The 23,047-nt window shown below is 64.7% G+C and carries 21 protein-coding genes and 1 tRNA gene; 7 read left to right on the forward strand and 15 right to left on the reverse strand.

All coding sequences use genetic code 11. The annotated features are described in order from the left end of the window. Positions 1-131: 131 nt before the first annotated feature. The 3 genes from R4P57_RS12160 to R4P57_RS12170 form a co-directional block, all read right to left on the reverse strand. Positions 132-608, reverse strand: coding sequence for a DUF5130 family protein (locus tag R4P57_RS12160; protein ID WP_317803090.1), 477 nt, complete (start codon positions 606-608; stop codon positions 132-134). Continuing rightward, a complete protein-coding gene (locus R4P57_RS12165; protein ID WP_317803091.1) occupies positions 595-846 on the reverse strand; it encodes a hypothetical protein in 252 nt (83 codons plus the stop codon). The genes R4P57_RS12160 and R4P57_RS12165 overlap by 14 nt, the downstream gene beginning before the upstream one ends. Before the next feature lie 81 nt (positions 847-927). Next, a complete protein-coding gene (locus R4P57_RS12170; protein ID WP_317803092.1) occupies positions 928-1,590 on the reverse strand; it encodes an HNH endonuclease in 663 nt (220 codons plus the stop codon). Between the two features lie 231 nt (positions 1,591-1,821). On the opposite strand from R4P57_RS12170, the gene R4P57_RS12175 reads away from it, so the two are divergent. Next, positions 1,822-2,781, forward strand: a complete 960-nt coding sequence (locus tag R4P57_RS12175) for a mechanosensitive ion channel family protein (RefSeq protein WP_317803250.1) — start codon at positions 1,822-1,824, stop codon at positions 2,779-2,781. 50 nt (positions 2,782-2,831) lie between these two features. Further along, entirely contained in the window at positions 2,832-3,227 is a 396-nt protein-coding gene (locus R4P57_RS12180; RefSeq protein WP_317803093.1) for a globin, read from the forward strand. Positions 3,228-3,246: 19 nt separating this feature from the next. Here the strand turns inward: R4P57_RS12180 and R4P57_RS12185 are convergent, their stop codons facing one another. Then, complete coding sequence (locus tag R4P57_RS12185) at positions 3,247-3,714, reverse strand: cupin domain-containing protein (RefSeq protein ID WP_317803094.1); 468 nt, start codon at positions 3,712-3,714, stop codon at positions 3,247-3,249. A gap of 211 nt (positions 3,715-3,925) precedes the next feature. On the opposite strand from R4P57_RS12185, the gene R4P57_RS12190 reads away from it, so the two are divergent. Continuing rightward, the gene (locus R4P57_RS12190) at positions 3,926-5,509 is read left to right on the forward strand and encodes a glycoside hydrolase family 13 protein (RefSeq protein WP_317803095.1); all 1,584 of its coding nucleotides are present in this window, start codon (positions 3,926-3,928) and stop codon (positions 5,507-5,509) included. Here R4P57_RS12190 and R4P57_RS12195 read toward each other — a convergent pair. The 8 genes from R4P57_RS12195 to R4P57_RS12230 form a co-directional block, all read right to left on the reverse strand. After that, positions 5,506-6,195: a hypothetical protein gene (locus R4P57_RS12195; RefSeq protein ID WP_317803096.1), complete on the reverse strand. Its 690-nt coding sequence runs from the start codon at positions 6,193-6,195 to the stop codon at positions 5,506-5,508. The genes R4P57_RS12190 and R4P57_RS12195 overlap by 4 nt on opposite strands. Continuing rightward, positions 6,188-6,652 carry an acyl-CoA thioesterase gene (locus R4P57_RS12200; RefSeq protein ID WP_317803097.1) on the reverse strand — a complete coding sequence of 155 codons (465 nt, stop codon included), beginning with the start codon at positions 6,650-6,652 and terminating at the stop codon, positions 6,188-6,190. Before R4P57_RS12200 ends, R4P57_RS12195 begins: the two co-directional genes overlap by 8 nt. Before the next feature lie 64 nt (positions 6,653-6,716). Next, positions 6,717-11,555 (reverse strand): NAD-glutamate dehydrogenase, encoded by a 4,839-nt coding sequence (locus R4P57_RS12205; RefSeq protein ID WP_317803098.1) that lies wholly within the window; start codon positions 11,553-11,555, stop codon positions 6,717-6,719. A 139-nt stretch (positions 11,556-11,694) separates the two neighbouring features. Beyond that, positions 11,695-12,105: an acyl-CoA thioesterase gene (locus R4P57_RS12210; protein ID WP_317803099.1), complete on the reverse strand. Its 411-nt coding sequence runs from the start codon at positions 12,103-12,105 to the stop codon at positions 11,695-11,697. Between the two features lies 1 nt (position 12,106). Beyond that, positions 12,107-13,786: an energy-dependent translational throttle protein EttA gene (gene ettA, locus R4P57_RS12215; RefSeq protein ID WP_317803100.1), complete on the reverse strand. Its 1,680-nt coding sequence runs from the start codon at positions 13,784-13,786 to the stop codon at positions 12,107-12,109. Positions 13,787-13,902: 116 nt separating this feature from the next. Then, a complete protein-coding gene (locus R4P57_RS12220; protein WP_317803101.1) occupies positions 13,903-14,376 on the reverse strand; it encodes a single-stranded DNA-binding protein in 474 nt (157 codons plus the stop codon). Positions 14,377-14,541: 165 nt separating this feature from the next. After that, positions 14,542-15,201 carry an IMPACT family protein gene (locus R4P57_RS12225; RefSeq protein WP_317803102.1) on the reverse strand — a complete coding sequence of 220 codons (660 nt, stop codon included), beginning with the start codon at positions 15,199-15,201 and terminating at the stop codon, positions 14,542-14,544. 10 nt (positions 15,202-15,211) lie between these two features. Beyond that, positions 15,212-16,960, reverse strand: coding sequence for an ABC transporter ATP-binding protein (locus tag R4P57_RS12230; RefSeq protein ID WP_317803103.1), 1,749 nt, complete (start codon positions 16,958-16,960; stop codon positions 15,212-15,214). Between the two features lie 130 nt (positions 16,961-17,090). On the opposite strand from R4P57_RS12230, the gene R4P57_RS12235 reads away from it, so the two are divergent. Continuing rightward, on the forward strand, positions 17,091-17,516 hold the full coding sequence (locus R4P57_RS12235) for a MarR family winged helix-turn-helix transcriptional regulator (RefSeq protein WP_256978921.1): 426 nt from the start codon (positions 17,091-17,093) through the stop codon (positions 17,514-17,516). Between the two features lie 10 nt (positions 17,517-17,526). On the opposite strand, the gene R4P57_RS12240 is transcribed toward R4P57_RS12235, so the two are convergent. Both R4P57_RS12240 and R4P57_RS12245 read right to left on the reverse strand, forming a co-directional pair. Then, entirely contained in the window at positions 17,527-19,590 is a 2,064-nt protein-coding gene (locus R4P57_RS12240; RefSeq protein ID WP_317803104.1) for a cytochrome c oxidase assembly protein, read from the reverse strand. A 44-nt stretch (positions 19,591-19,634) separates the two neighbouring features. Then, entirely contained in the window at positions 19,635-20,792 is a 1,158-nt protein-coding gene (locus R4P57_RS12245; RefSeq protein ID WP_317803105.1) for an XdhC family protein, read from the reverse strand. 142 nt (positions 20,793-20,934) lie between these two features. On the opposite strand from R4P57_RS12245, the gene R4P57_RS12250 reads away from it, so the two are divergent. Next, a tRNA-Arg gene (locus tag R4P57_RS12250) sits at positions 20,935-21,007 on the forward strand. Positions 21,008-21,066: 59 nt separating this feature from the next. On the opposite strand, the gene R4P57_RS12255 is transcribed toward R4P57_RS12250, so the two are convergent. Then, entirely contained in the window at positions 21,067-21,549 is a 483-nt protein-coding gene (locus R4P57_RS12255; RefSeq protein ID WP_317803106.1) for a hypothetical protein, read from the reverse strand. A 102-nt stretch (positions 21,550-21,651) separates the two neighbouring features. Here R4P57_RS12255 and R4P57_RS12260 point away from each other — a divergent pair, with 102 nt between their 5' ends. Next, a complete protein-coding gene (locus tag R4P57_RS12260) occupies positions 21,652-21,903 on the forward strand; it encodes a hypothetical protein (RefSeq protein ID WP_317803107.1) in 252 nt (83 codons plus the stop codon). A gap of 789 nt (positions 21,904-22,692) precedes the next feature. After that, positions 22,693-22,989 (forward strand): hypothetical protein, encoded by a 297-nt coding sequence (locus tag R4P57_RS12265; protein ID WP_317803108.1) that lies wholly within the window; start codon positions 22,693-22,695, stop codon positions 22,987-22,989. Positions 22,990-23,047 lie beyond the last annotated feature (58 nt).

Below are 23,047 nucleotides of genomic sequence, written 5' to 3' on the forward strand. Positions count from 1 at the left end.
GGTGGGGTTTCCCGCGGCGGGGGTTTGCGCCGCCACCTTATCAGTACCCCACAACAGACGTGGCCGGTGGCCACAACATGGTGGTGTACAAACCGGCCCTCGTCGTAGGTGCGCGGTCGGGAGGTGGAGAGCTAGGGGCTCAGGATGGACGCAGCCATCACCCGGACGGACGCGACCAGACCGTCGATGAGGTTGCCGTCGCGGAACGGGCCGAGCGCAGCGGTGACACCCAGCTGTGCAACCCGGTCGGTCGCTCGGTTGGACACTCGCCTGCCGGTGCGGATCTCGAGAGCGTGCCCATTGGGGTCGACGGCGATCAGCACCGAGCGGATGGCATCGGGTGTGCCGGGGAACACCGAATCCGCACCCGCGGCGGGATCGACGCCGAGATCACCGATGTAGACATTGAACCGGATCTTGGTCTGCCGAATCGCCTGGGTGAGTGCATCGTCGAGCGCAACCAGGTCCTGCGTCGCGAACGGTAGGTGCTCGGGACTTGTCGTCCCGAACTCGTGAGCCACCGAGACGCGGCCGCTCGAAGTGAGCGCAGCACCGACGGGCAGGTCTTCTTCTCTGACTTCACTGCGGACGAGTTCACCACTTGCCACTTGCAGAACCTCCGATCGAGTCGGCTGTGTCGGCGTCGTGCGAACCGTGGCCTCCGAAGGGAGTCACCTCGTCCGTAGCACTCCACAGCAATGGCTCGCGCGTCCACTCGTCCGTCAGTCGGTAGGGCGGAACGTCCATACCGGGCTGCTTGTCGGTCAAGTAGGACAACGCGCCGATGAGTCCGATCACCGCAACCGGAATCACCCCGAATATCAGCGTGGTCTCAAAAATGCTCACAGGGTGTGACGTTAGTCGACAATTGCGCGTCGGACCACGTCGGGGCCGGTGTTGTGACCGAAATGTGCAGACGCGACCGCGTCAGGCAGCACCCTCACCGAGATACGCGAGCCAACTCGGGTCGAGCTCCTTCGTCGTTGCCAACAGTCGCCAGTGCGGACCCTTCGGCGGCACCAACTGGGCGCGCAACGTCCAGCCGATCTCACTGAGCAGTTTGTCCGCCTTGCGATGGTTGCACGAGGCGCAGCAGGCGACGCAGTTCTCCCACGAGTGGCCACCTCCACGGCTACGCGGCACCACGTGGTCGACGGTTTCGGCCTTGCTTCCGCAGTACGCGCACCGGAACCGGTCGCGGTGCATCAGCGCGGCACGCGTCATCGGCACTCGCGCTCGGTACGGAACACGGACGAACGTCCGCAGTCTGATCACCGACGGCACCTGGACCGAGAAGTCCGCGGACCGAATGAACGGACCCTCGGGGTCGTCGTGGATCACATCGGCCTTCCCACAAACGAGAAGAACCACCGCCCGGCGCATCGGAAGCGCGGTCAGTGGTTCGAATGTGGCATTGAGGAGCAGCACACGGCGCTTGACCCACGCCGGTACGGCGTCGTCGCCCGTGGCACTGTGGGCCGTCGGCACCACACGCAGCGGAGAAGCCCCCGAGGCCGTCTCACGCTGGTCGTGCGTGGTGCGGCCCTCAGTGGGCGGGAGTTGTCGATGGCGGTGTTGCGAGTTCTTCATGCGTTGCTCCAGAGACAGTCGGCGCCCGCGCATGGCTTGCGTGGAACACGAGTCACAGTGGAACACGAATGCACCGTCCGCGCACAGCCTTTTTCTCGGCATTTTCTGTTGCCGATCGGTGAACATTTCGCGTCCTCGCGTTCACGATCGACGAACGACGGCTCCATGCGCTGCGTGACTGGCAAGATTTCTGCGTCTCCGTAGACTTTTCGGGTGTCCGTATCAACCTTCCTGTCCGCATCGTCCCTTCCCGAACCGTCGCTGTTACGAGATCTCGACACCCGAGCTTTCGAGCTGACGGAGACCGGACGCGACTGGTTGGTCGATCGTCCGCTGCAGGCTCTGGGCTATCTGGCCCTCGCCATCGTGCTGCGCCTCGTCCTGCACAAACTGATCGACCGATTCACCCGCAACAACGTCGGCAAGGCTCCGACGCTGTTGCGTCCGCTCCGCGACCGGTCGTCGAACACCGTCAAGGGCGCGATCCTCAACGAGCGGCGCAAACAACGGGCCAACACGATCGGCTCGGTGCTCAAGTCGGCGGTCTCGGTCATGATTCTCACGTGGTTCGTGCTCTCGGTGCTCGATGTCGTGGGGGTCAATGTCGCTCCGTTCATCGCCTCGGCCGGGATCGTCGGTGTCGCCTTGGGCTTCGGTGCCCAGAACCTGGTCCGAGACTTTCTGTCGGGCATCTTCATGCTCCTCGAGGACCAGTACGGAGTGGGCGACGTCGTCGACCTCGGTGAAGCGACCGGCACCGTCGAGAGCGTGGGGCTACGCGTCACGACGATCAGGGATGTCAACGGCACGGTGTGGTACTGCCGCAACGGCGAGGTGCTGCGCGTGGGCAACATGAGTCAGGGCTTCGCAGTCGCCGTTCTCGATCTGCCCGTGTCCCACACGGCCAACATCGACGAGGCCCGCGCCGTCGCCGAACGCACCACACTCGAGGTGGTGGAGTCGAAAGACTTCGCCAGCGACATCCTCGAACCGCCCGAGATGCTCGGAGTCAACGCGGTCAGCGCCGACACGGTCACCATCCGCATCACGATCAAGACCCGCCCCGGACGCCAGTGGGCCGTGCAGCGCCGACTCCACCAGGACATACTCCAGGCATTCGACGACGCCGGCATCAAGGCACCGTACGCACTGGGTCGCCCGGGTGGGGTTGCGGTCGAGCGCAGCAGCTGAGAGACAATGAACGTGACCGACTCCGATCAGGAACGAACAGAGAGAGTGTGATGACCGAACCGCAGCAGACGTTCTACGACGCGGTAGGCGGTGCCGAGACGTTCCGGTCACTCACGGCGAAGTTCTACGAGGAAGTCGCCGAGGACGAGATAGTGCGACCGTTGTACCCCGAGGAGGATCTGGCACCGGCCGAACGGCGGATGCGGATGTTCCTCGAGCAGTACTGGGGCGGTCCGCGGACGTACTCCGACGAGCGCGGTCATCCTCGATTGCGGATGCGCCACAACCCGTTTCGGATCGGGCCGATGGAGCGAGACGCGTGGCTTCGCTGTATGCACATCGCGATCGCGTCGATCGCCCCCGAGGTCATGGACTCCGCGCACCGAGCCCAACTGATCGACTACATGGAGATGGCCGCCAATTCGATGATGAACTCGGCGATCTGACAGCAGAGAGCGGAGTGGGCTACAGCGATCCGGCGCGCTGCAGGCTCTTGCCGCCGACGGCGGCCTTGAGCTTGCCCACCCGGGCGCGAACGGAACCGGCCACCTTGAGGGCGAAGATCACGGGCGCGGGCAGGTGCTGGCGCAGGATCGCGTGCTTGCGCACGTAGTTCTCCACGTGCCACTCCGACCAGGTGCCCGCACGGAACAGTGCGGCATCGCCGGGGAGCAGGGTGCGCGGTGCGTGGTCGTCACTCGACACGGTCACCGAACCGTCCATGATGTGCACGATCTCGTCGACGGCGAAGTACCAGCGGAAACGTCCTGCCGTGCAGTCCCACACGTTGGTGGTGGTAGTGCCGTCGATGCTCTTCGACCACTCGGCGAGGCGCGCCTGCGGGTTTCCTTCGAGAATCCAGGTCGGCTCGATGGGGCTGTCGTCGAGCGCGATATCGCCGAGTCGTACGGCTTCGATGGTCGAAGTGATCATGGTTTCCGTCGCGTCCTCACCGTCGGGCGCGGCTTCCGCCGCTACTGGTTTCCCGAGCAGAACATACAACACTTTCCCAACGAACCGGCACGAGTCGGTCATGTGAATGAGCACAAAGCTTTACTGTTGGTTGACCTGAAAACTCGCCGCCTGTCGTGCCCCAACGCCCCTGAATCGTTCCGCGGCCGATCGTTTGGCACTATTGCCCCTTGTGACCGATCCGATCGAAAGCTCCGAGCTGTTGTGGTGGCAGGATGCCGTCTTCTACCAGATCTATCCCCGGTCGTTCGCGGACTCCAACGGTGACGGCATCGGTGACCTCGACGGAATTCGAGACAAGCTCGGCTACCTCGAGCTCCTGGGTATCGACGCCGTCTGGATCGGACCCATCACCCGGTCGCCCATGGCCGATCACGGGTACGACGTGTCCGATCCCCGCGACATCGACCCCCTGTTCGGCAACCTGGAGATCTTCGACGCGTTGGTCGACGAAGCTCATGCGCGCGACATCAAGGTCACGATGGATCTGGTGCCCAATCACACCAGCAGCGAGCACCCGTGGTTCCGATCGGCCGTGACGGCAGCGCGCGGTAGTGCCGAGCGCGCCCGCTACATCTTTCGAGACGGACGTGGTGACGACGGTTCGCAGCCGCCGAACAACTGGCCGAGCATCTTCGGCGGCCCGGCCTGGACTCGCATCACCGAGCCCGACGGTTCCCCGGGCCAGTGGTACCTGCACATCTTCGCGCCCGAGCAGCCGGATCTGAACTGGAACAATCCCGAGGTGTTCGACGATTTCGCGCGCACCCTGAGATTCTGGCTCTCCCGCGGCGTCGACGGCTTCCGTCTCGATGTGGCGCACGGTATGGCCAAACCGGTGGACCTGGCGGACATGAGTCTCGAACTCAACGCGTTGATGAAGAACGACGACGACGATCCCCGGTTCAACAATCCTCGGGTCCACGACCTGCATCGACGCATCAGAGCCGTCATGGACGAGTTCCCCGACGCGGTGACCGTCGGCGAGATCTGGGTACAGGACAATGTGCGCTTCTCGGAGTACATCAGGCCCGACGAGTTGCACCTGGGCTTCAACTTCCGGCTGGCCAGTGTCGATTTCGATGCCGCAACCATCCGCGATGCCATCTCCAATTCCCTTGCCGCAGTCGAACTGGTCGATGGAACTCCGACATGGACCCTGTCGAACCACGACGTCGAGCGCGAGGTCACCCGGTACGGCGGTGGGGACCTCGGTCGGGCCCGCTCCCGCGCCATGATCCTCGTCGAATTGGCGCTTCCCGGAACGATTTTCGTGTACAACGGTGCCGAACTCGGGTTGCCCAACGTGCAACTGCCCGACAGTGCGTTGCAGGATCCGGTGTGGGAGCGATCCGGGCACGCCGAGCGTGGCCGCGACGGCTGTCGGGTGCCGATGCCGTGGGAGGGGCACACACCGCCGTTCGGATTCTCCTCCACCGATCGCACCTGGTTGCCGATGCCGCCGGAGTGGGGCGGGTACACCGCCGAGGCGCAACTAGAGGACGTCGATTCGATGCTGAGCCTCTACCGGACGGCCTTCGAGCTGCGGGCTCTGCGTCCGGAATTCACCGGCAACGGAATCGATTGGTACGGATCACCTCCCGGCTGCCTGGCGTTTCGTCGACGCGGCGGGCTGATCTGCGCCTTGAACGCGTCGGAGGAGCCGATCCCGCTGCCACCCGGCGAGTTGCTGCTGGCCAGTGCTCCGCTGGTGGACGGCAGGCTTCCGGCGAACGCTGCTGCCTGGCTCGTCTAGCGCTCGACGGTGAGCGACAACTGCTGTCCCGCGCGACGAGCGAAGACCGAGCCGTAACGGGCATCGAGGCGTAGCCACACCTTCGACACCCGCACACGAACGACCTCGTCGGGTGCGATCCGATCCGGGTCGACGTCCACCGTCAACGGATCACTGCCACTGTGTGGAACGAAACCCATTGCGGTGAGCGCGAATACCGTCCGCATGGAGATCGAGACGTCGTCGGCGTCGCCGGCGACGTGCAGAACTTCCTGTTCGAGCAACGAACTCGGCGGGCCGTGGCTGCTGCCGTGCTCCTTGGCCAGTGCGACGCCGCGTTGTGCGAGCCCCACAAGCACCCTGGCGGGCACATCGTCGAGGTGGCCGAATCCGCTGTCCGGCGGCAGGGCACCGCGCCACGCGGAATCCATCGAGAAACCCGGGTCGATCACACCGTCGGCCGCCTGCTCCACCGCCTCGACCAACACATCGGCACCGGCGCTGGTGTCGTCGGGCACCACGGTTCCGGTGATCACCCGCGCCGCCAGCGCGTCGAAACCCGTTGCGGCCCAGCAGGACACACCGCCGCCTGCTCGGGTCCGCATACGGATCACCGCAGCTTCGTCCAACCGCAGCGCCCTGGTACAGAACGTCGCGAGGTTCTCCCGCTCGACCGCATCGGGCACGGTCAGTACGCGCTCATACACGCTGCCAGCTCACGAGAAACTCGCGCTCGGTCGGGGTGAGCCGACGCAACCGCTGCGCATCGATATCGAACGCCGCGATCTGCGTCGAGGCCACCACGGCGGCAGGGGTGTCCAGTGAGGCACCCCGGGCCCGCACCTCGTATCCGACGACGAAGTCCACCGCCCGCACCGCATCGATCCACATGAAGACATCGAGCGGGCCGTCCTCGTGCCGGAGCTGGCCCCGATACTTCACGTGCAGATCCGCGATCACCGCTCCGTGGCGCAGGTTCGCCGTCGGCCTCCCGTCCACCAACAGCCAGGGAATGCGTGCCTCTTCGAGGAGAGTGACCATCCGGGCATGGTTGATGTGTTGATACACATCCATATCCGACCACCGCACGTCCACGGTGGCATGAAAACCCACTCGCTGGGTTGCAGGTCGTTGGTCGGACAGATGGGCGTCGGGCACACTCACGTGGTCGTTCCCTCTTCTCGGTCGAGTGTCGGCGATGTCGGCAGTTGCGATGTGGTGCGGGAGGTCAGGGCACCATGTTGCGCACCTGTCGGGCAGCGACCGACAGAGTGGCCAGGTCGAGGGTTCCCGACTCGGCGATCTCGGTCAATGCCGCACGAGACCTCGCCAGACGGGACGAGTTCGTCGACTCCCATTCTGCGATCTTCTCCGCTACCGACTCCTCCGGCTCACCGCCCGCCAATACGGCCTGCGTGATTCCCCGCAACGAGGAATACAGATCGTCGCGAAGAGCCAAGCGCGCCAACGAATGCCAGCGGTCCCCGCGGGCCAGCTTGGACACCGCGGTGAGCAACCAGTCGATGCCGATGTGCGCGTCAAGGGCGAAGTAGAGCTCGGCGACCTCGGCTCCGTCCCGGTCGACGATGTCGGCGATATCGATGATGTCGAGCAGGCAGTACACATCGAGCAATCCGTAGATCCGACGAGCCAGCTCGGCCGGCGCACCGCGTTCGATCGCCGCAGCCGATCGCGAGTCCAGATCGCTGGCTTGATGCCCGGAGATCCATGTGGACACCGACGGTTGCAGTGCCCGCACCTGACCGGCGTACCGGCTGATCTCGGCGCCGACGGCCAGCGGCTGCGGACGGTTGGCGAGCAGCCAGCGCGAGACGCGGTCGAGCATGCGGCGCGACTCGAGCAACAGTTCGGCCGAGACCGCAGTCGGCACGTCCGCTGCCCTGATCGAGTTCCACACCTCGTCGAGTCCGAATATCTCGGTGGCGGCAGCGAACGCGCGAATGGCATCGGTGCCTGCCGCACCCGAATCCTCGGTCAATCGGTAGGGGAACGTGATGCCGCCGCAGTCGATGGCTTCGTTGGCCAGCGTCGTGGCCACCAGTTGCCGCCGGAGAGGATGCGCGGTGATCGCGTCGGCATACGGCTCTCGTAGCGGCTCGGGGAAATACTTGGGTAGCCGCGGAGCGAACACATCGCTGTCGGGAAGTTCGCTGTCGAGCAGCTCCGCTTCCAACGCCAACTTCACGTGAGCCATCAACGTCGCGAGTTCCGGCGAGGTCAGCCCTCGGCCGTCCTGCTTGCGTCGTCGTAGATCGGCCTCGGTCGGTAGCGCCTCGAGCTCACGGTCGAGCCCTCGGCGCACTTCCAGATCCTCGATCACCCGACTGTGCACGGTGACCAGGCTCGGTGCGTCGAACCTCGATGTGCCGAGCAGCTCGTTCTGCATGATGTTGTCCCACAACACCAGCCTGCCCACCTCGTCGGTCATGGACGCGAGCAGCTCGTCCCGATCCTCGCGCGCGAGGTTGCCGTTGGTGATGGCCGTTTCCAACAAGATCTTGATGTTGACCTCGTGATCGGAGCAGTCGACACCCGCGGAGTTGTCGACGGCATCGGTGTTGATCTTGCCACCGGCCGCGGCGTATTCGATGCGGCCCAGTGCGGTGGCACCGAGGTTGCCGCCCTCCCCCACCACTGCGGCGCGCACGTCGATTCCGTCGACCCTCACCATGTCGTTGGCCTTGTCACCGACCTCGGCATTGGTCTCGGTGGACGCCTTGATGTACGTGCCGATTCCGCCGTTCCACAGCAGATCGGCCGGAGCCCGAAGGATTGCGTTCACCAACTCCGGCGGAGACAGCGCGTCCACGGAATCCCCCAGCCCGAGTGCAGCGCGCGCGGCCGCACTGATCGGGACCGACTTGCGCGTCCGCTCCCACACTCCGCCGCCAGCACTGATGAGCGAGGTGTCGTAGTCCGCCCACGACGACCGCGGCAGTGCGAACAACCGCTCCCGCTCGGCGAACGAGGACTCACGCTCGGGGTCGGGATCGAGAAAGATGTGCCGGTGATCGAACGCGGCGAGCAGGCGAATGTGCCTGCTGAGCAACATGCCGTTGCCGAACACGTCCCCGCTCATGTCTCCGACACCGACGACGGTGAAATCCTGGCTCTGCGTGTCGATTCCGAGCTCGCGGAAGTGGCGTTTGACGCTCTCCCACGCGCCCTTGGCGGTGATGCCCATGGCTTTGTGGTCGTAGCCGGCCGAACCACCGGAGGCGAAGGCGTCGCCGAGCCAGAAGCCGTACTTCGCAGCCACGTCGTTGGCCATGTCGGAGAATGTCGCGGTGCCCTTGTCCGCGGCAACGACGAGGTACGTGTCGTCTCCGTCGCGGCGTACGACGCCGGTGGGAACCGTCACCGTTCCGGTAGCGCGGTCGAGATTGTCGGTGATGTCGAGCAACCCGGCGATGAACAGTCGGTAGCAGGCCTTGCCTTCGTCTGCATGTGCCTGACGATCTCGATCGGCGTCACCGGTCACGACAGGGGGCCGCTTGACGACGAATCCACCCTTGGCTCCGACCGGCACGATGACGGCGTTCTTGACCATCTGGGCTTTGGCGAGTCCGAGGATCTCGGTCCGGAAGTCCTCGCGTCGATCCGACCAGCGCAGTCCGCCGCGGGCCACCGCCCCGAACCGCAGGTGCACACCTTCGACGCGGGGCGAGTACACGAAGATCTCGAATTTCGGCTTCGGCTTGGGCAATTCGGCGATCGACTGCGGATCGAACTTGAGCGAGAGGTACTCGCGATGTTCGCCGTCGACTCCCACCACGAAGTAGTTGGTTCGCAAGGTCGCGCGGATCAGCTCGAACATGCTGCGCAGGATTCGATCGGCATCGAGGCTGACGACCTCGTCGATCAGTTCCCCCAGCTGGGTGCCGATCGACTGCGCGTTCTCCTCCGAGCTCGCCTCGGGATCGAACTGCGCCTCGAACAACCCGACGAGCAGCCGGGCAGTGCGCGGATGCGTCAGCAGCACACCTTCGATGTTGAACTGACTGTAGGGAAAACCGGCCTGGCGCAGATACTTCGCGTACGCGCGCAACACCGCTGCCTGCCGCCAGTGCAGGCCGGCGCGCATGACCAGCTCGTTGAACCGGTCGGCCTCCGCCTCGCCACTCCACACTGCCGCGAACGCGTCGGTGAACCGGTGCTGCACTCGGCTCTCGCGATCGGCGGTGCCCGCCTCGGACAACTCCGCGTCGATGTCACCGTCGATTGCCGAGCGCAGCATCTCGCGTGAGGCGGAGAGCCCGAAATCGTAGATCCAGCAGGACATTCCGTCCGGCCGCACCACGGGGTACGGTCGTTCGTCGTCGACCTCGACGCCGAGGCTCTGCAGAATGGGCAGCACCTGTGACAGCGAGACGCCCGTGCCACCGATGTACAGCGAGAACCGCCAACTGCCCACGGCGGACTGCTCGTTGCGGTAGAGCTGCAGGTCGATCGACTCGTCACCGAGCCCTTCGAGGCGAGCGATGTCGGTGACGGCCCGAGCCGGACTGAAGTCCTGCTTGTAGGCCTCGGGGAACGCCTCGGTGTACCGCTGTATCCGCAGCGGGTCCACGGTGCGGTCGAGCGAGACCGCGTCGCCGAGGGAGTCCTCCCAGGTTCTGGTGGTCTCGGTGAGCGCCGCCTCGATCCGGGTGATGTCCTCGGCAGCGAGCTCCGTCGACGCCGTTCCCGGTGCGCGACGGACGGTCACGTGCAACAGCGCCAGGTCCGATTCCGTCACGCGCGCTGTGTAGTCGAGAGAGGTACCGCCGAGTTCGCGGAGCAACCGATCCTGGATGGCGAGGCGAACACGGGTGGTGTAGCGATCTCGCGGCAGGTACACCAGGGCGGAGACGAAGGACCCGCTGGCGTCGGGCCGGACGAACAGCTTGACCTTGCGCCGACGGCCCAGTGCCAGAACAGCACTCGCGGTCTCGAACAGCCAGGCCGCCGAGGTGGCGAAGAGTTCCGAGCGCGGCATCGACTGCAGCACTTCGAGCATGGCCTGACCCGAGAACGACCCGAGATCATGGCCGGCCCGGGCGATCACCGAGCGCACCCGACGCTCGATCACCGGAATGTCGAGCACGTTCTCGTGCAGCGCCGTCACGGTGAAGACGCCGACGAAGCGGTGCTCGGCCGAGTTCTCGAGGTCGAGGACACTCACGAAGTAGGGGTAGACCGCGCGGTGCACCGTCGCCGGACTCGCTCCCTGCGTCAGGGCGACCAGGTCGCGCTCACCGAGCGGTTCCGCACCGTCCACGTAGTGCGCCGCGTCGCGCAAGACACCGAGGCTGCTCGACTCCTCGCCGGTGGCCGTCCGTGCGCCGTCGACACCGCCGATCCGATACCGGCGGTAGCCGAGAAGCGTGTAGTGGCCGTCGCCTAGCCAGCGCAGCAACGCGGCTGCGTCGCGATGTTCGACGGCGGTGTCGAACTCCGCATCGCCGACCCGTTGGGCCGCACCGTCGAGGAGGTCGGCGACCTCGGCCTGTACCCGACGCATGCGATCGGTGTCGCCGACCACCTGACGCACGTCGGCCAACACCCGGCTCGCCTCCGACTCAACGCGGGCGAGGGCGTCCTCGGATGTGGAGGGATGCAGCTGAACGTGAATCCAGGATTCGCGTGGACCGTCGGCGGTCAGACCCGTCAGCTCGCCGTCGGCGTCGCGGGTGACAGAGAGAATGGGATGAACCACGTCGGTGTACTCGATACCGAGTCGGGAGAGCAGCGAGATGACCGACTCGACGAGGAGCGGCATGTCGTCGGTGACGATCTGTAGGTAGCTGCCCGCGGCCTGATGGGCAGCAGAACTCGACTCGCTGGGTCGATGAACCGCGACGTTCGAGGTCTCGGGACCCCGTTGCGCGGCCAACCGGACGTGCCGATGAAAAGACGTGGTGTCGGGAGTGTGCGCGGACGCCCCGACGGCCGTCGTGTCCACGTGCTCGAAGTACTCGGTACGCAGTGCCGCCAGCTCGGCCAGGAGTCGGTCGTCGAGGCCGTCGGCCCAGTCGTTGTCGGGCAGGTCCAGCGAGCGTGGCATGGTGTTCGAGTACTCCCTCGTGAGGATTTTCCCGACGCCCGCCGATCGCCGGTCGTCGATGACTCCTCGACCTTAGTGTCGAACACCCCGTTACCGCAGTGACCTCGCAGACCCAGCGCGTCAGAACTGGTCGACGGCCCTATTCGACGTGGAGGTACTCGGTGAGAAGGCCCCGCTCGTGCTCGACCAGAGGGCGCGACGACGAGGTATCGAGATCGAATGCGACCATCAACGCCTCGGCATCCGCGCAGACTTTTCCGTCACGGTCGGTCACCACGTGCCGGACGCCGTACGAGGTGGTCCCGACGCGGGTGATCCACAGCTCGATCGTCAGCGGACCCGAGTCGTCGAGAATCGGATGCAGAAAATCGGTGGCCAGTTTGCGCACCACGGCCGCACCCCGTTGCTGCGAACCTCCCAAGACCGCGTTCAGAAACTGAACGCGGCCCTCCTGGAGATATTCGACGAAACGGGTGTTGTTGACGTGGCCGAGACGGTCGGAATCACCCCACCGCACCTGGAGTGTGCAGGTGAAGGTCTTTCCTGCCATGTCAGTCCCTGGTCAGCTTCCGGTGCGTGACGCGGTGCGGACGGGCCGCGTCGGGTCCGAGGCGTTCGACCTTGTTGGCCTCGTAGCCCTCGAAGTTGCCCTCGTACCAATACCACGCGGCCTCGTTGTCGCCGAAGCCACCTTCCCACGCCAGGATGTGGGTGCAGGTGCGGTCCAGGAACCACCGGTCGTGCGAGATGACCACGGCGCAACCGGGGAATTCCTCGAGCGCGTTCTCGAGAGATCCGAGCGTTTCGACGTCCAGGTCGTTGGTCGGTTCGTCGAGCAGGATCAGGTTGCCGCCCTGCTTGAGCGTCATCGCCAGGTTCAGACGGTTCCGCTCACCACCGGAGAGCACTCCGGCAGGCTTCTGCTGATCGTGGCCCTTGAACCCGAACGAGCTGATGTACGCGCGGGACGGGAACTCGGAGCTGCCGACGGTGATGAAGTCGAGGCCGTCGGACACCGTTTCCCACACCGTCTTCTTCGAGTCGATGCCCGAGCGGTTCTGGTCGACGTAGCTGAGTTTGACGGTCTGCCCGATCTTGACCTCGCCGCCGTCCGGCTCCTCGAGGCCGACGATGGTCTTGAACAGCGTCGTCTTGCCGACGCCGTTGGGGCCGATGACGCCGACTATGCCGTTGCGGGGCAACGTGAACGAGAGATCCTTGATCAGCACGCGGCCGTCGAAGCCCTTGTCCAGGCTCTTGACCTCCACCACGACGTCGCCGAGGCGCGGCGGGTTGGGGATCTGGATCTCGTCGAAGTCGAGCTTCCTGGTCTTCTCGGACTCGGCCACCATCTCGTCGTAGCGAGCCAGACGAGACTTGCTCTTTGCCTGACGCGCCTTGGCACCGGAACGAACCCAGGCGAGCTCGTCCTTGAGACGCTTCTGCAGCTTCTGGTCCTTCTTGCCCGAGACCTCGAGACGTTCGGCCTTCTTCTCCAGGTACGTGGAGTAGTTGCCCTCGTACGGGTACAGGTGTCCGCGGTCGACCTCGGCAATCCACTGCGCGACGTGGTCGAGGAAGTACCGGTCGTGAGTGACGGCGAGAATAGCGCCTGCGTATGCGGCCAGGTGCTGCTCGAGCCAGAGCACACTCTCGGCGTCGAGGTGGTTGGTCGGCTCGTCGAGCAGCAGCAGGTCCGGCTTGCTCAGCAGCAGCTTGCACAGCGCCACGCGGCGCTTCTCACCACCGGAGAGGTTGGTGACCGGCGACTCGGGCGGCGGGCAGCGCAGCGCGTCCATGGCCTGTTCGAGCTGGGAGTCGATCTCCCAGGCATCGGCGTGGTCGAGCTTTTCCTGCAGCTCGCCCATCTCTTCCATCAGCTCGTCGGAGTAGTCGGTGGCCATCAGCTCGGCGATCTCGTTGTACCGCTTGAGCTGGACCATCGTCTCACCGAGACCGTCCTCGACGTTCTCGCGAACGGTCTTGGTGTCGTCGAGAACCGGTTCCTGCATGAGGATGCCGACCGAGGCACCGGGAGCGAGGAACGCCTCACCGTTTCCGGGCTGATCGATTCCCGCCATGATCTTGAGGATGCTGGACTTACCGGCGCCGTTGGGGCCGACGACGCCGATCTTCGCTCCCGGATAGAAGCTCATCGTCACGTCGTCGAGGATGACTTTGTCGCCGTGCGCCTTGCGCACCTTCTTCATGGTGTAAATGAATTCAGCCATGATGCCCAGCTTATCGGTGCGAGCGGGTCTCCGGCACCACCGCCCGAGCGCGCAGCCGCCGTCCACACTCGATCGCAGGTTCCGATGCAGCGCGGACGGCGGATGCCGGGAGTCCGTCAGGCCGGGACGGACTCGCGCACGTCGTCGTCGATGCGATCGTGATCCTGATCCCCGTCCACGGGTTCGGTCGCTCCCGGATCGCCGTCCGTCGCAGCGTCGGATGCCACCGCTTTCGTCCGATGGATCGAGACGTTGCAGCGCGCGAGATCCGGTCCGACGGCACTGGCCCGCATCTCGAGATCGGCGCGTTCGACTCCGTCACGGTTGGTGTACTCGTTGGTGCGTAGCTGTCCGTAGGCGATGATCGGGTCGCCCTTCATCAGCGATGCTCCGACGCCGCGCACCAGGCGACGCCAACAGGTGACCGTCAGGTAGAGGGTTCCGCCGTCGGTCCATTCGCCGGTGTTGCGGTCCTGCCGTCGGGCGTTGCTGGCCATCCGAAAGCTGAGTACCTCGTCGCCGGTGGGTGTGGAGCGCTTGACGGGATTGGTGATGACCGTTCCGAGAACTGCGCACTGTGCTTCGTACATGATGTCTTCCCCTCGATCGATGTCGCGTGATTGCGATCGAGATCGACACTGCTATGCGGAGAACGTCCGTGGTGAACGAGTTGGCGAAATGTGGACAACCGCCCGGCCTGTGGATGAACGGCCCGAATCGGGGCCCGTGCGACCCGAGAATGTCGGGGAGATGTGCTATTCGGGAATTTCGGCGTACATATGGCCGTCGAGCACGGGGATCACGCGACCCGCAGTGAGCGAAGCAACCAGCGCCGCAGTCGAATCCGCGTCCGGAACCGCGACGGTCAGTACCGCGGACGCACCGTAGGAGGTGCCGACCACGACAACTCCGTGGCCGCGCAATTCCGATTCCACGCGACCGACCTCGGCGTGGTCGAGTTCGAGAGTCAAGATCTCGCGTCGCTCCCGGGTCAGGAACGTCGCTTCGAACAACGCCTCGGCCACCGCGCCGCCGTAGGCCCGAGCCAGTCCGCCGGTGCCCAGCTTGGTTCCACCGAAATATCTGCTGACGACCGCAACGACGTTGGTCAGGTGATGCCCGCGCAGCACGTCGAGCATCGGTGTGCCTGCCGTCCCGCTCGGTTCGCCGTCGTCGTTGGACCGCTCGATGCGCTGGCCCTCACCGGCGCTGTCGATGTGTGGATCCGATGGCGACGAGTCGACGATGAACGCCGAACAGTGATGTCCGGCAGCAGGATCGACCTTGCGAGCTGCGGCGATCACGGCCCGCGCCTCCGCTTCGGTGGCCGCGCGATCGACGACGGCGACGAACCTGGACTTCCTGACCTCGGTCTCGCACTCGACGCGGCCGGCGATGGTGCGCAGTGGGGTCACCCGGTCACTCTCATGCAGCCACACTGTCCACCACATCGTCTGCGGCTCGGACCAATTGGGCGTACATGCCGTCGTTCTCCAACAGGGACTCGTGGGTTCCGACCTCGCGGACGACGCCGTGGTCGAGTACGGCGATGCGGTCCGCGGAGCGCACCGTGGACAGTCGATGCGCGATGAGGATGGTCGTTCGCCCTTTCATCAGGCCGTCGAGCGCGGTTTGCACTGCGCGTTCGGTGCGATTGTCGAGGGCGCTGGTCGCTTCGTCGAGCACCAGGATCGGCGGGTTGCGCAGTACGGTTCGCGCAATGGCGATGCGCTGCTTCTCACCACCCGAGAAGCGGTACCCGCGTTCGCCGACCATGGTGTCGTAGCCGTCGTCGAGGCCGTCGATGAAGTCGTGGATCTGCGCCGTTCGGGCGGCGGCGAAAATCTCGTCGTCGGTGGCGTCGGGTTTGGCGAATCGCAGGTTCTCTCGAATGGTGGCATGGAACAGGTACGTCTCCTGAGAGACGACGCCGACCAGGTCGGCGATGGTCTCCGACGCCATCTGCCGCAGGTCGATGCCGTCGATGGTCACCGATCCGTCCGTCGGATCATGCAGCCGCGCAACGAGATAGCCCAGCGTCGTCTTGCCGGAGCCGGTTGCGCCGACGAGTGCGAGCGTGCTGCCGGCCGGGACCTCCAGGTCGATGCCGCACAGCGTCGGGACTGTTGCTGCGGTGTAGGTGAAGTCCACGGCGCGGAAGGCGACGTCTCCGCGGACGGCCTCGCGGGGCAGCGCCACCGGGTGGGTGGGCTCGGCCACGTCGATGGGCAGATCCAGGTACTCGAACACTCGGCCGAACAGCGCGAGCGAGGCCTGCACCTCGACGCCGGTGTTGAGCAATTGCATGGTGGGCCGGAACAATTGGGTCTGCAGGGCAGTGAACGCGACGAGGGTTCCGATCGTCAGTGCGCTCCCCTGCCCGATGGTGATCCCGGCAAACCAGTACACCATGGCCGGCATGACGGCGAAGCTGATCTGGATCGTGGCCATGCGCCACTTCCCTGCCATCATCGCCGCGAGTTCGACGCCGGCGACCTCGTGGGATCGGTCGGCGAACTTGTCGGTCAATGCCTGTGCGGAACCGGTGGTCTTACCCAGCAGAATGCCGCTGACCGAAAGCGATTCCTCGATCTGCACCGACAGGTCGCTGAGCAACTTCTGTCGTTTCGTGGAGATCTTGCGCCGCTCGTCGCCGATGCGGCGGGCGACGCGGACGAAAACCGGCAGGATGATCAACGAGAACGTGGCGAGCTTCCAGTCGAGCAGGAAGAGTGCGACCACCGTCGCGGCAACGGTCGTCGCGTTCTGCGCGATGGACGTTGCGGTGTTGGTGACCACCGATTGCATGCCGCCGATGTCGTTGGCGATGCGTGATTGAACCTCGCCGGTGCGGGTGCGCGCGAAGAATCCGAGGGATTGGCGTTGCAGGTGCGAGTAGACCTGGACGCGTAGATCGTGCATGAGTCGTTGACCGACGCCGTTGGACATCCAGGTCTGTACGACGCCGAGAGTGTTGGTGGCGACTGCAACTGCGATCATGCCGAGTGCGATGAGGCTGACGAGGGTGACGTCGCGGTCGGGTATCGCATGATCGAGGAGTTCGCGGAGAAGCAAGGGGGACGCGAGCGCGACGATCGCGCTGACGACGATGATCGCGCTGACGACTGCGATCTTGCGGCGGTAGGGCGTGAACAGAGCCAGGACTCGGCGCACGGGTGCTGGATCGGACGCGAGGAGAGAACGTTCGGGTTTGCTTTCCAAGTAGACCTCCGGGGTAGCTGAAGTAATATGCAGAGGCTACCTCACTATGAGGTAACGAGCAACCGTCGCTATGATCCCTTGCATGGAAACCGGACACTCGCCCAACCTGAGCGAGCAGTTCATGGCCGTCGCGCGGCAGATCCGGCGCAGCCACATGACTGCGTTGGAACCGTTCGGCCTCAATCCTTCGCAGAGTCGAGCCCTGCATGTGTTGGCGCGCGAGCCCGAGTCCGTGCGACTACGCGATCTCGCCGAGCACCTGCGCATCGTCGCGCGATCGGCCACCGACATCGTCGACTCTCTCGAGGCGGCACACCTGGTGACGCGGCAACAGGATCCGAGCGATCGCCGAGCCGTCCTGGTCGAATTGACCGATACCGGTCGCGCACTGCTCGATCGAATCGACGACGCACGCCGTCAGGTGTCCTCGGAGATGTTCGACGGCCTCGAGCCGGCGGAACGCGTCGAGCTCAACCGACTGTTGAGCAAGATCGCCGAGACCGACTGACCCGGATCGGCTACTCCCCGCCGGACCGATCACGTTTGGCCAGCTCGGCGAACATGGCATTGTGGGCGGCCAGGTCGGCATCGTGGTCGCGTTCGGCGGCGCGGTCACCGCGCCTGGCGTCTCGGTCGTCGCTGCGGGACCACTGAATCAACAGCGCCAGCATGACGAGTACCAGCGGCACTTCGCCGGTGGCCCAGGCGATGCCGCCGCCGAGCTTCTGATCTCCGAGCAGGTCGGAATTCCAGTCCAGCCCGAGCGTGCGGTAGAACCAGGCACCCATGGCGGTGTTCATGCTCATCAATGCCACCCCGAAGAACGCGTGGAAGGGGAGCGATCCGAACACGACCGCCAGCTTCGTGACCGGAGCGATCTTGCGCGGGGACGGGTCGACGCCGATGACGGTCCAGTAGAACAAGTAGCCGCTGAGCACGAAATGCAGATTCATCAGCAGGTGCGCGCCGTGACTGTCCAGCACGGCTCCGAATATCCCGCCGAGATACAGCACGTAGAAGCCGCCGACGAAGATCAGCGCCGCCACGAGGGGGTGAGTCACGAATTGCGACATGCGACTGTGCAGGCCGAGCAGCAACCACTCGCGCATTCCGGGGACACCCTTTTTGCCTGCCGCAGGCAGAACCCGCAGCGCCAGCGTCAGTGCTCCGCCGAGCGCGAGGAGGACGGGTGCCAGCATCGAGAGCATCATGTGTCCGGTCATGTGCACGCTGAACACCGCGGTGGAGTAGCGACCGATTCCCGAGGACGTGCTGATCAGCAACGTGAGGCAGCCCAGGACCCAGGCGACAGTGCGGCCCACCGGCCACGCGTCGCCGCGCAGCCGCAGACGGCGGACGCCGATCAGGTACACCACGGCCATGACGATCGCGGCGGTGCCGAAGATCAGATCGAAGCGCCAGTCCAGCGCCATTCGCGCGAACGTCGGCGGGCCGCTGAGGTCGTAACCGAGTGCCGCCTCCGCGGGCGTGAGGTTGGGGTCGATCTCGGCGGGCGGAGGCGTGCGCCCGAGGCCTACGGCAAGGCCGATGGTCGCCGCGAGTACGAGTACTTCGGCCCCGGCGAATCGGAGCAGCGGCCCGCGGGCAGTGGGGTCTGCCATCAGCGCGGGCAGTGACCGGCGGCGCTGCATCCAGCCGAATCCGCCGAGCACGATCAGCGCAACGATCTTGCCCACGATCAGCAGGCCGTAGGTGGTGCTGAACAAGTCGCCGATCGACACCCGGACCAGTGCGTTGATGACTCCGCTGATGCCCATGACGACGAAGCAGATGCCGGCGATCGTCGAGAATCGGCGAGCCGCGACATCGGCGTGTGCACCGCGCCTGCGAACGTGTGCCAGCAGCGCGAACAGTCCACCCGCCCACAGCGACGCGGCCCCGAGGTGCAGGATCAGGCTGTTGGTGGCGATGTCGTGCGATCCGCCCGCCGAGGAGTGTCCGCTCAGCGCGATGGGCAGCAGCGTCGCGAGGGAGAACCCGAGCAGTGCGGGCGTCCAGGCCCACCGCAACACCGTGCGCGACGCGATAGCGAGCACAACGGCCATGATCGCGGTCCAGCGCCACGCGCTCGCGATCTCCACCTGATCGAGCGCAATCCACAGGTTTGCCGGCTTGACGGCCTCGGTGAACGGCTGCCCGGAGGTGTCGGACAACGTCAGCGGCACCAGGAGCAGCGCGCACACGGCCCAGACGATCGAGGCGACCGAGCCGGTGCGCACGGCGCGGTAGCCGTCGACGTCGAGCACGCCGTTCTTCTGCGGCGGTACGAGAAACGCGGCCAGCAGAAACGATCCGATGGCGATGACGGCCGCGATCTCGCCGATCGCCCGTAGCGCGGGAAGACCGTAGGTCGTGGCCGGTCCCGGATCGGGGATTCCCAACAACACCAGCGCATCGGACGCGGACAGCATCACGATGAGGGCCGCGACGAGACCGCCGATGACGCCGGCGGTGACGAACACCGTCGTCGTGGCCGAACGCGGACCCTCATCCGTCCGGACATCGTCCGCCCGGAGTTCGGCGGTCGAGGGTTCGGTCTTCTCGAGATCCGGTGTTGCCATACCACCAGAGTAAGAGGTGATCGGCGGTACTCGAAACGCGAGTCCTACAGAGCGTCGTACTCGGTCGGGCTCACGGCTTCGGTCGCGTCGTGATGAATGCGCCCGTGTCGGGCGCGCAGCGGTTCACCGGTACCGCCCCAGCGGTGGGCGATGATCTCCGCTGCGATCGATACCGCTGTCTCCTGAGGCGTCCGAGCCCCGAGGTCGAGCCCGATCGGACTCGCCAGACGAGTGAGTTCTGTCTCCGTCAGACCCGCCGCACGCAACCGAGCCGTGCGGTCGTCGTGAGTACGGCGCGATCCCATTGCGCCGACGAACGCCAGAGTGGGAATGCGCAACGCCACTTCGAGCAGCGGCACGTCGAATTTGGGGTCGTGGGTGAGCACACAGACGACGGTGCGTTCGTCCACCTCCCCCGCCGCGAACTGCTCGGACAGATAGTCGTGTGGCCACGCGACCACGACCTGCTCGGCGGCGGGGAACCGCTGCGGGGTGGCGAAGACTGCTCGTGCGTCGCAGACGGTGACGCGGTAACCGAGAAATGCACCCTGCTGCGCCACCGCGGCAGCGAAATCGATGGCTCCGAACACCAGCATCCGCGGCGGCGGAGCGTGGCTCGAGACGAACACCTCCATCCCCTCCCCCCGTCTCTGACCGTCGGGCCCGTAGGTCAGGACAGCCGAACGACCGGCTGCCAGAAGCCCTTTGGCATCGTCGGCCACGGCAGCGTCGGCACGCGCACTGCCGAGCGAGCCACGGGTGCCCGATTCTCCGACGACGATTCTCCGGCCGAGCCGTTCCGGATCGGCGTGTGCGACTACGGTCGCCATCGCCACGGGCACGTTGCCGCGAACGTCCGCAACGAGAGCCTCGAATTCGGGAAACGTGCGCCGAGAGATCCCCTGCACGAATACGTCGAGCGTTCCGCCGCAGGTGAGCCCGACGGCGAAGGCATCGTCGTCGGATACTCCGTATCGAGTGAGAACGGGAGTGCCGGTTCGCATCACGTCCTGTGCGAGTTCGTACACCGCACCTTCGACGCAGCCACCCGAGACCGAGCCGACGACGGCACCGTCCGAGCCGACGAGCATCGACGCGCCCACGGGTCGCGGAGCGGAATCGAAGGTGCGGACCACCGTCGCGACCGCTGCCACGTCGCCGGACTGCCAGATCTGCAGTAAATCGTCCAGGATGTCGTGCATCGAACCTCCTTCGGCATCGGGCGGAACGATTCCGAGTTCACCAGCTCCCCTCAGGATGCCAGCTCACCCGTGCCTGCTTCGACCGCACGGGCGGAAAGGTACACTCGTCAACCGTGCTCGAGCGGGTCACCCGCACGTGCCAGCCTCCGTAGCTCAGGGGATAGAGCAAGGGCCTTCTAATCCCTTGGTCGCAGGTTCGAATCCTGCCGGGGGCACACTTCGACCAGCGGATATGTCGGGAACTCGCTGGTCCGTTGAACACACGTCGAATAGTTCACCGTGCAGGCTTCGCCTCGTTGAGATCTCTGCGCAGCCGGTCACGGATCAACTGATTCGACTCACCAAGCTTCGACCGACCCCAGAACTGCACAAAGAACCCGAACGCCGCCATCCCCAACGACAACCACCGCCAACCAGGGTCCTCTGCCAGCAAGAAATTTGTCCAGCCCACCACAATCAACAGGAAACACACAGCAACGAGCGTTATCGCGGTTCGCCGCGATCTTCCGTGGAAGTAGGCCGGCTGGTAGGCCCACGGAACCGATTGCACCGACAGAATCGCCAGGCGCAGCTCGACACTCTCGGCGAGTAGCTTCTTACCCGCCGTGTCGTCCAGCGCGGCGATCAGTTCGAGGTCTGCTTTGATCCGCTCCCGTGCGTCCCGCAGGCTGAGCTTCTTCGCAACGGTCGGGATCACCCCGACCACGATCGCCAACACGATCGGACCTGCGAACACGAGCACGTCGTTACCGGTCATGTCGATCATCCAACCACTCGGCTACGACAATTCCGGTGTGCTGAGCGCACTGCAGGCGCATGATCGAGGCGCGGTCGGGATCGAGCTACCGGAGGTCTGAACATGGCAGAGGACGACAACGAGCAACGTCTCGGCGAGCTGCTCGACGAATTGGACGCCGCGACTGCCGAGCGCACACGCTTGAGTGCAGCAGGTGACGGGGCGGGGTTCATAGCGAACGCTGAGCAGTCGCGCGAACGAATCGCCGAACTCATGTCGTCACTGCCCACGGGCGCTCTGGCCGCGATGCAATCGAGACTGGTGCAGGCCGACAGAAAGCTGCAGCAACAGATCGAAGAACTATCGGAGGACTGACCTACTCGTAACGCACGAAAGCCCCGGCTACCGAATCAACGGCGGTCGGGGCTTTCGCTTGTGCCGAGCAAGCACAATGGTTTTCGCCAACAGAGAATCGAGCATGCGGGCGAGCTTCCGTTTCTCCCGCGACTGACAGTGTAATCCGTTGTGCGCGTTCGTGCTCACGAGGTTCGACGGCACCGGAAAACCATGCAGAAAGCATGCAGAAACCATGCATGGACTGAAACCGTACGCCTGTACTGTAAGGCCGATTCGGAGTACAATTTTGAGCATTTTTCCGAAAAACTGATTTCATACTCGTTTGTACCACATCGCATTTTGCATAATGCCTGGTCAGGGGCCTAAATTGGTACATGACCCGAGTGAAAATTTGATAGAGAGCGGGCTGGCTGCGAGGGCAGGGTCAGCCGAGACCCCCTGTGCCAGTTGGCAATACGCCCCCCTACCCTGCATGCCTATGCATAGGATGAATACTATGCAGGATGCATCTCGGCCTATCATGGTGGACAACAGCTTTCGGTTCTGTCACTCTGAGACTTGGTTCTGAGCAACCCATTCGAGCAACCAACAGAATCGCAGGCAACCGTGTACGCAGATATAGGGATCGAGGCATTCGGAGGACCGACACTCCCAGCGCCAGCACCGACCGACACGACGACCGTCGACACTGTCGATCAGGACACAACGATCGAAGACGAAACATCAAGCAACAAAATATCAATCAGAACAACGATTACGAATACAGTTGTGCAAGTGTGGAACACAGGAATCGTGCAACGAGTAGCAATGCATACACTTCGACTGGCAGTGGTGGCACTGGTGGTGTGGATGGCAGTGAGTGCTGCACTGTTGGTGCATGGATTGCCAAGGGCTGTGCAGTTGGTGTGCAACACAGTGAGTGTGGTGTTCTGGTCAGGACAACTGTTCACGTTGGTAGGCATGCAAGCACTGATGTGTGTGGGTTCACCGCTGCACTACTCATGCAAGCGCCAGCCACGCCTGCTCCACGTCCACCCGACCACGCCATGGTTCAACACCACCAACCTGCAGGCTTTGTGGACCCGCACCGCGTGGATGGTCTAGCCTCTCAGATCGACGCTGTGGCCCTGCCGACCGTACCCAGACACAGAACAACCCCGGC

It is taken from the genome of Rhodococcus sp. IEGM 1330, assembly GCF_033142445.1.
In the GTDB taxonomy this organism is placed as follows: Bacteria; Actinomycetota; Actinomycetes; order Mycobacteriales; family Mycobacteriaceae; genus Rhodococcoides.

Excerpts from the sequence above, each read along its gene's own strand:
- R4P57_RS12170 (WP_317803092.1), bottom strand. The coding sequence starts at position 1,590 with ATGAAGAACTCGCAACACCGCCATCGACAACTCCCGCCCACTGAGGGC.
- R4P57_RS12180 (WP_317803093.1), top strand. The coding sequence starts at position 2,832 with ATGACCGAACCGCAGCAGACGTTCTACGACGCGGTAGGCGGTGCCGAG.
- R4P57_RS12185 (WP_317803094.1), bottom strand. The coding sequence starts at position 3,714 with ATGATCACTTCGACCATCGAAGCCGTACGACTCGGCGATATCGCGCTC.
- R4P57_RS12205 (WP_317803098.1), bottom strand. The coding sequence starts at position 11,555 with ATGCCACGCTCGCTGGACCTGCCCGACAACGACTGGGCCGACGGCCTC.
- R4P57_RS12210 (WP_317803099.1), bottom strand. The coding sequence starts at position 12,105 with ATGGCAGGAAAGACCTTCACCTGCACACTCCAGGTGCGGTGGGGTGAT.
- ettA (WP_317803100.1), bottom strand. The coding sequence starts at position 13,786 with ATGGCTGAATTCATTTACACCATGAAGAAGGTGCGCAAGGCGCACGGC.
- R4P57_RS12220 (WP_317803101.1), bottom strand. The coding sequence starts at position 14,376 with ATGTACGAAGCACAGTGCGCAGTTCTCGGAACGGTCATCACCAATCCC.
- R4P57_RS12235 (WP_256978921.1), top strand. The coding sequence starts at position 17,091 with ATGGAAACCGGACACTCGCCCAACCTGAGCGAGCAGTTCATGGCCGTC.
- R4P57_RS12240 (WP_317803104.1), bottom strand. The coding sequence starts at position 19,590 with ATGGCAACACCGGATCTCGAGAAGACCGAACCCTCGACCGCCGAACTC.
- R4P57_RS12245 (WP_317803105.1), bottom strand. The coding sequence starts at position 20,792 with ATGCACGACATCCTGGACGATTTACTGCAGATCTGGCAGTCCGGCGAC.
- R4P57_RS12255 (WP_317803106.1), bottom strand. The coding sequence starts at position 21,549 with ATGACCGGTAACGACGTGCTCGTGTTCGCAGGTCCGATCGTGTTGGCG.
- R4P57_RS12260 (WP_317803107.1), top strand. The coding sequence starts at position 21,652 with ATGGCAGAGGACGACAACGAGCAACGTCTCGGCGAGCTGCTCGACGAA.
- R4P57_RS12265 (WP_317803108.1), top strand. The coding sequence starts at position 22,693 with ATGCATACACTTCGACTGGCAGTGGTGGCACTGGTGGTGTGGATGGCA.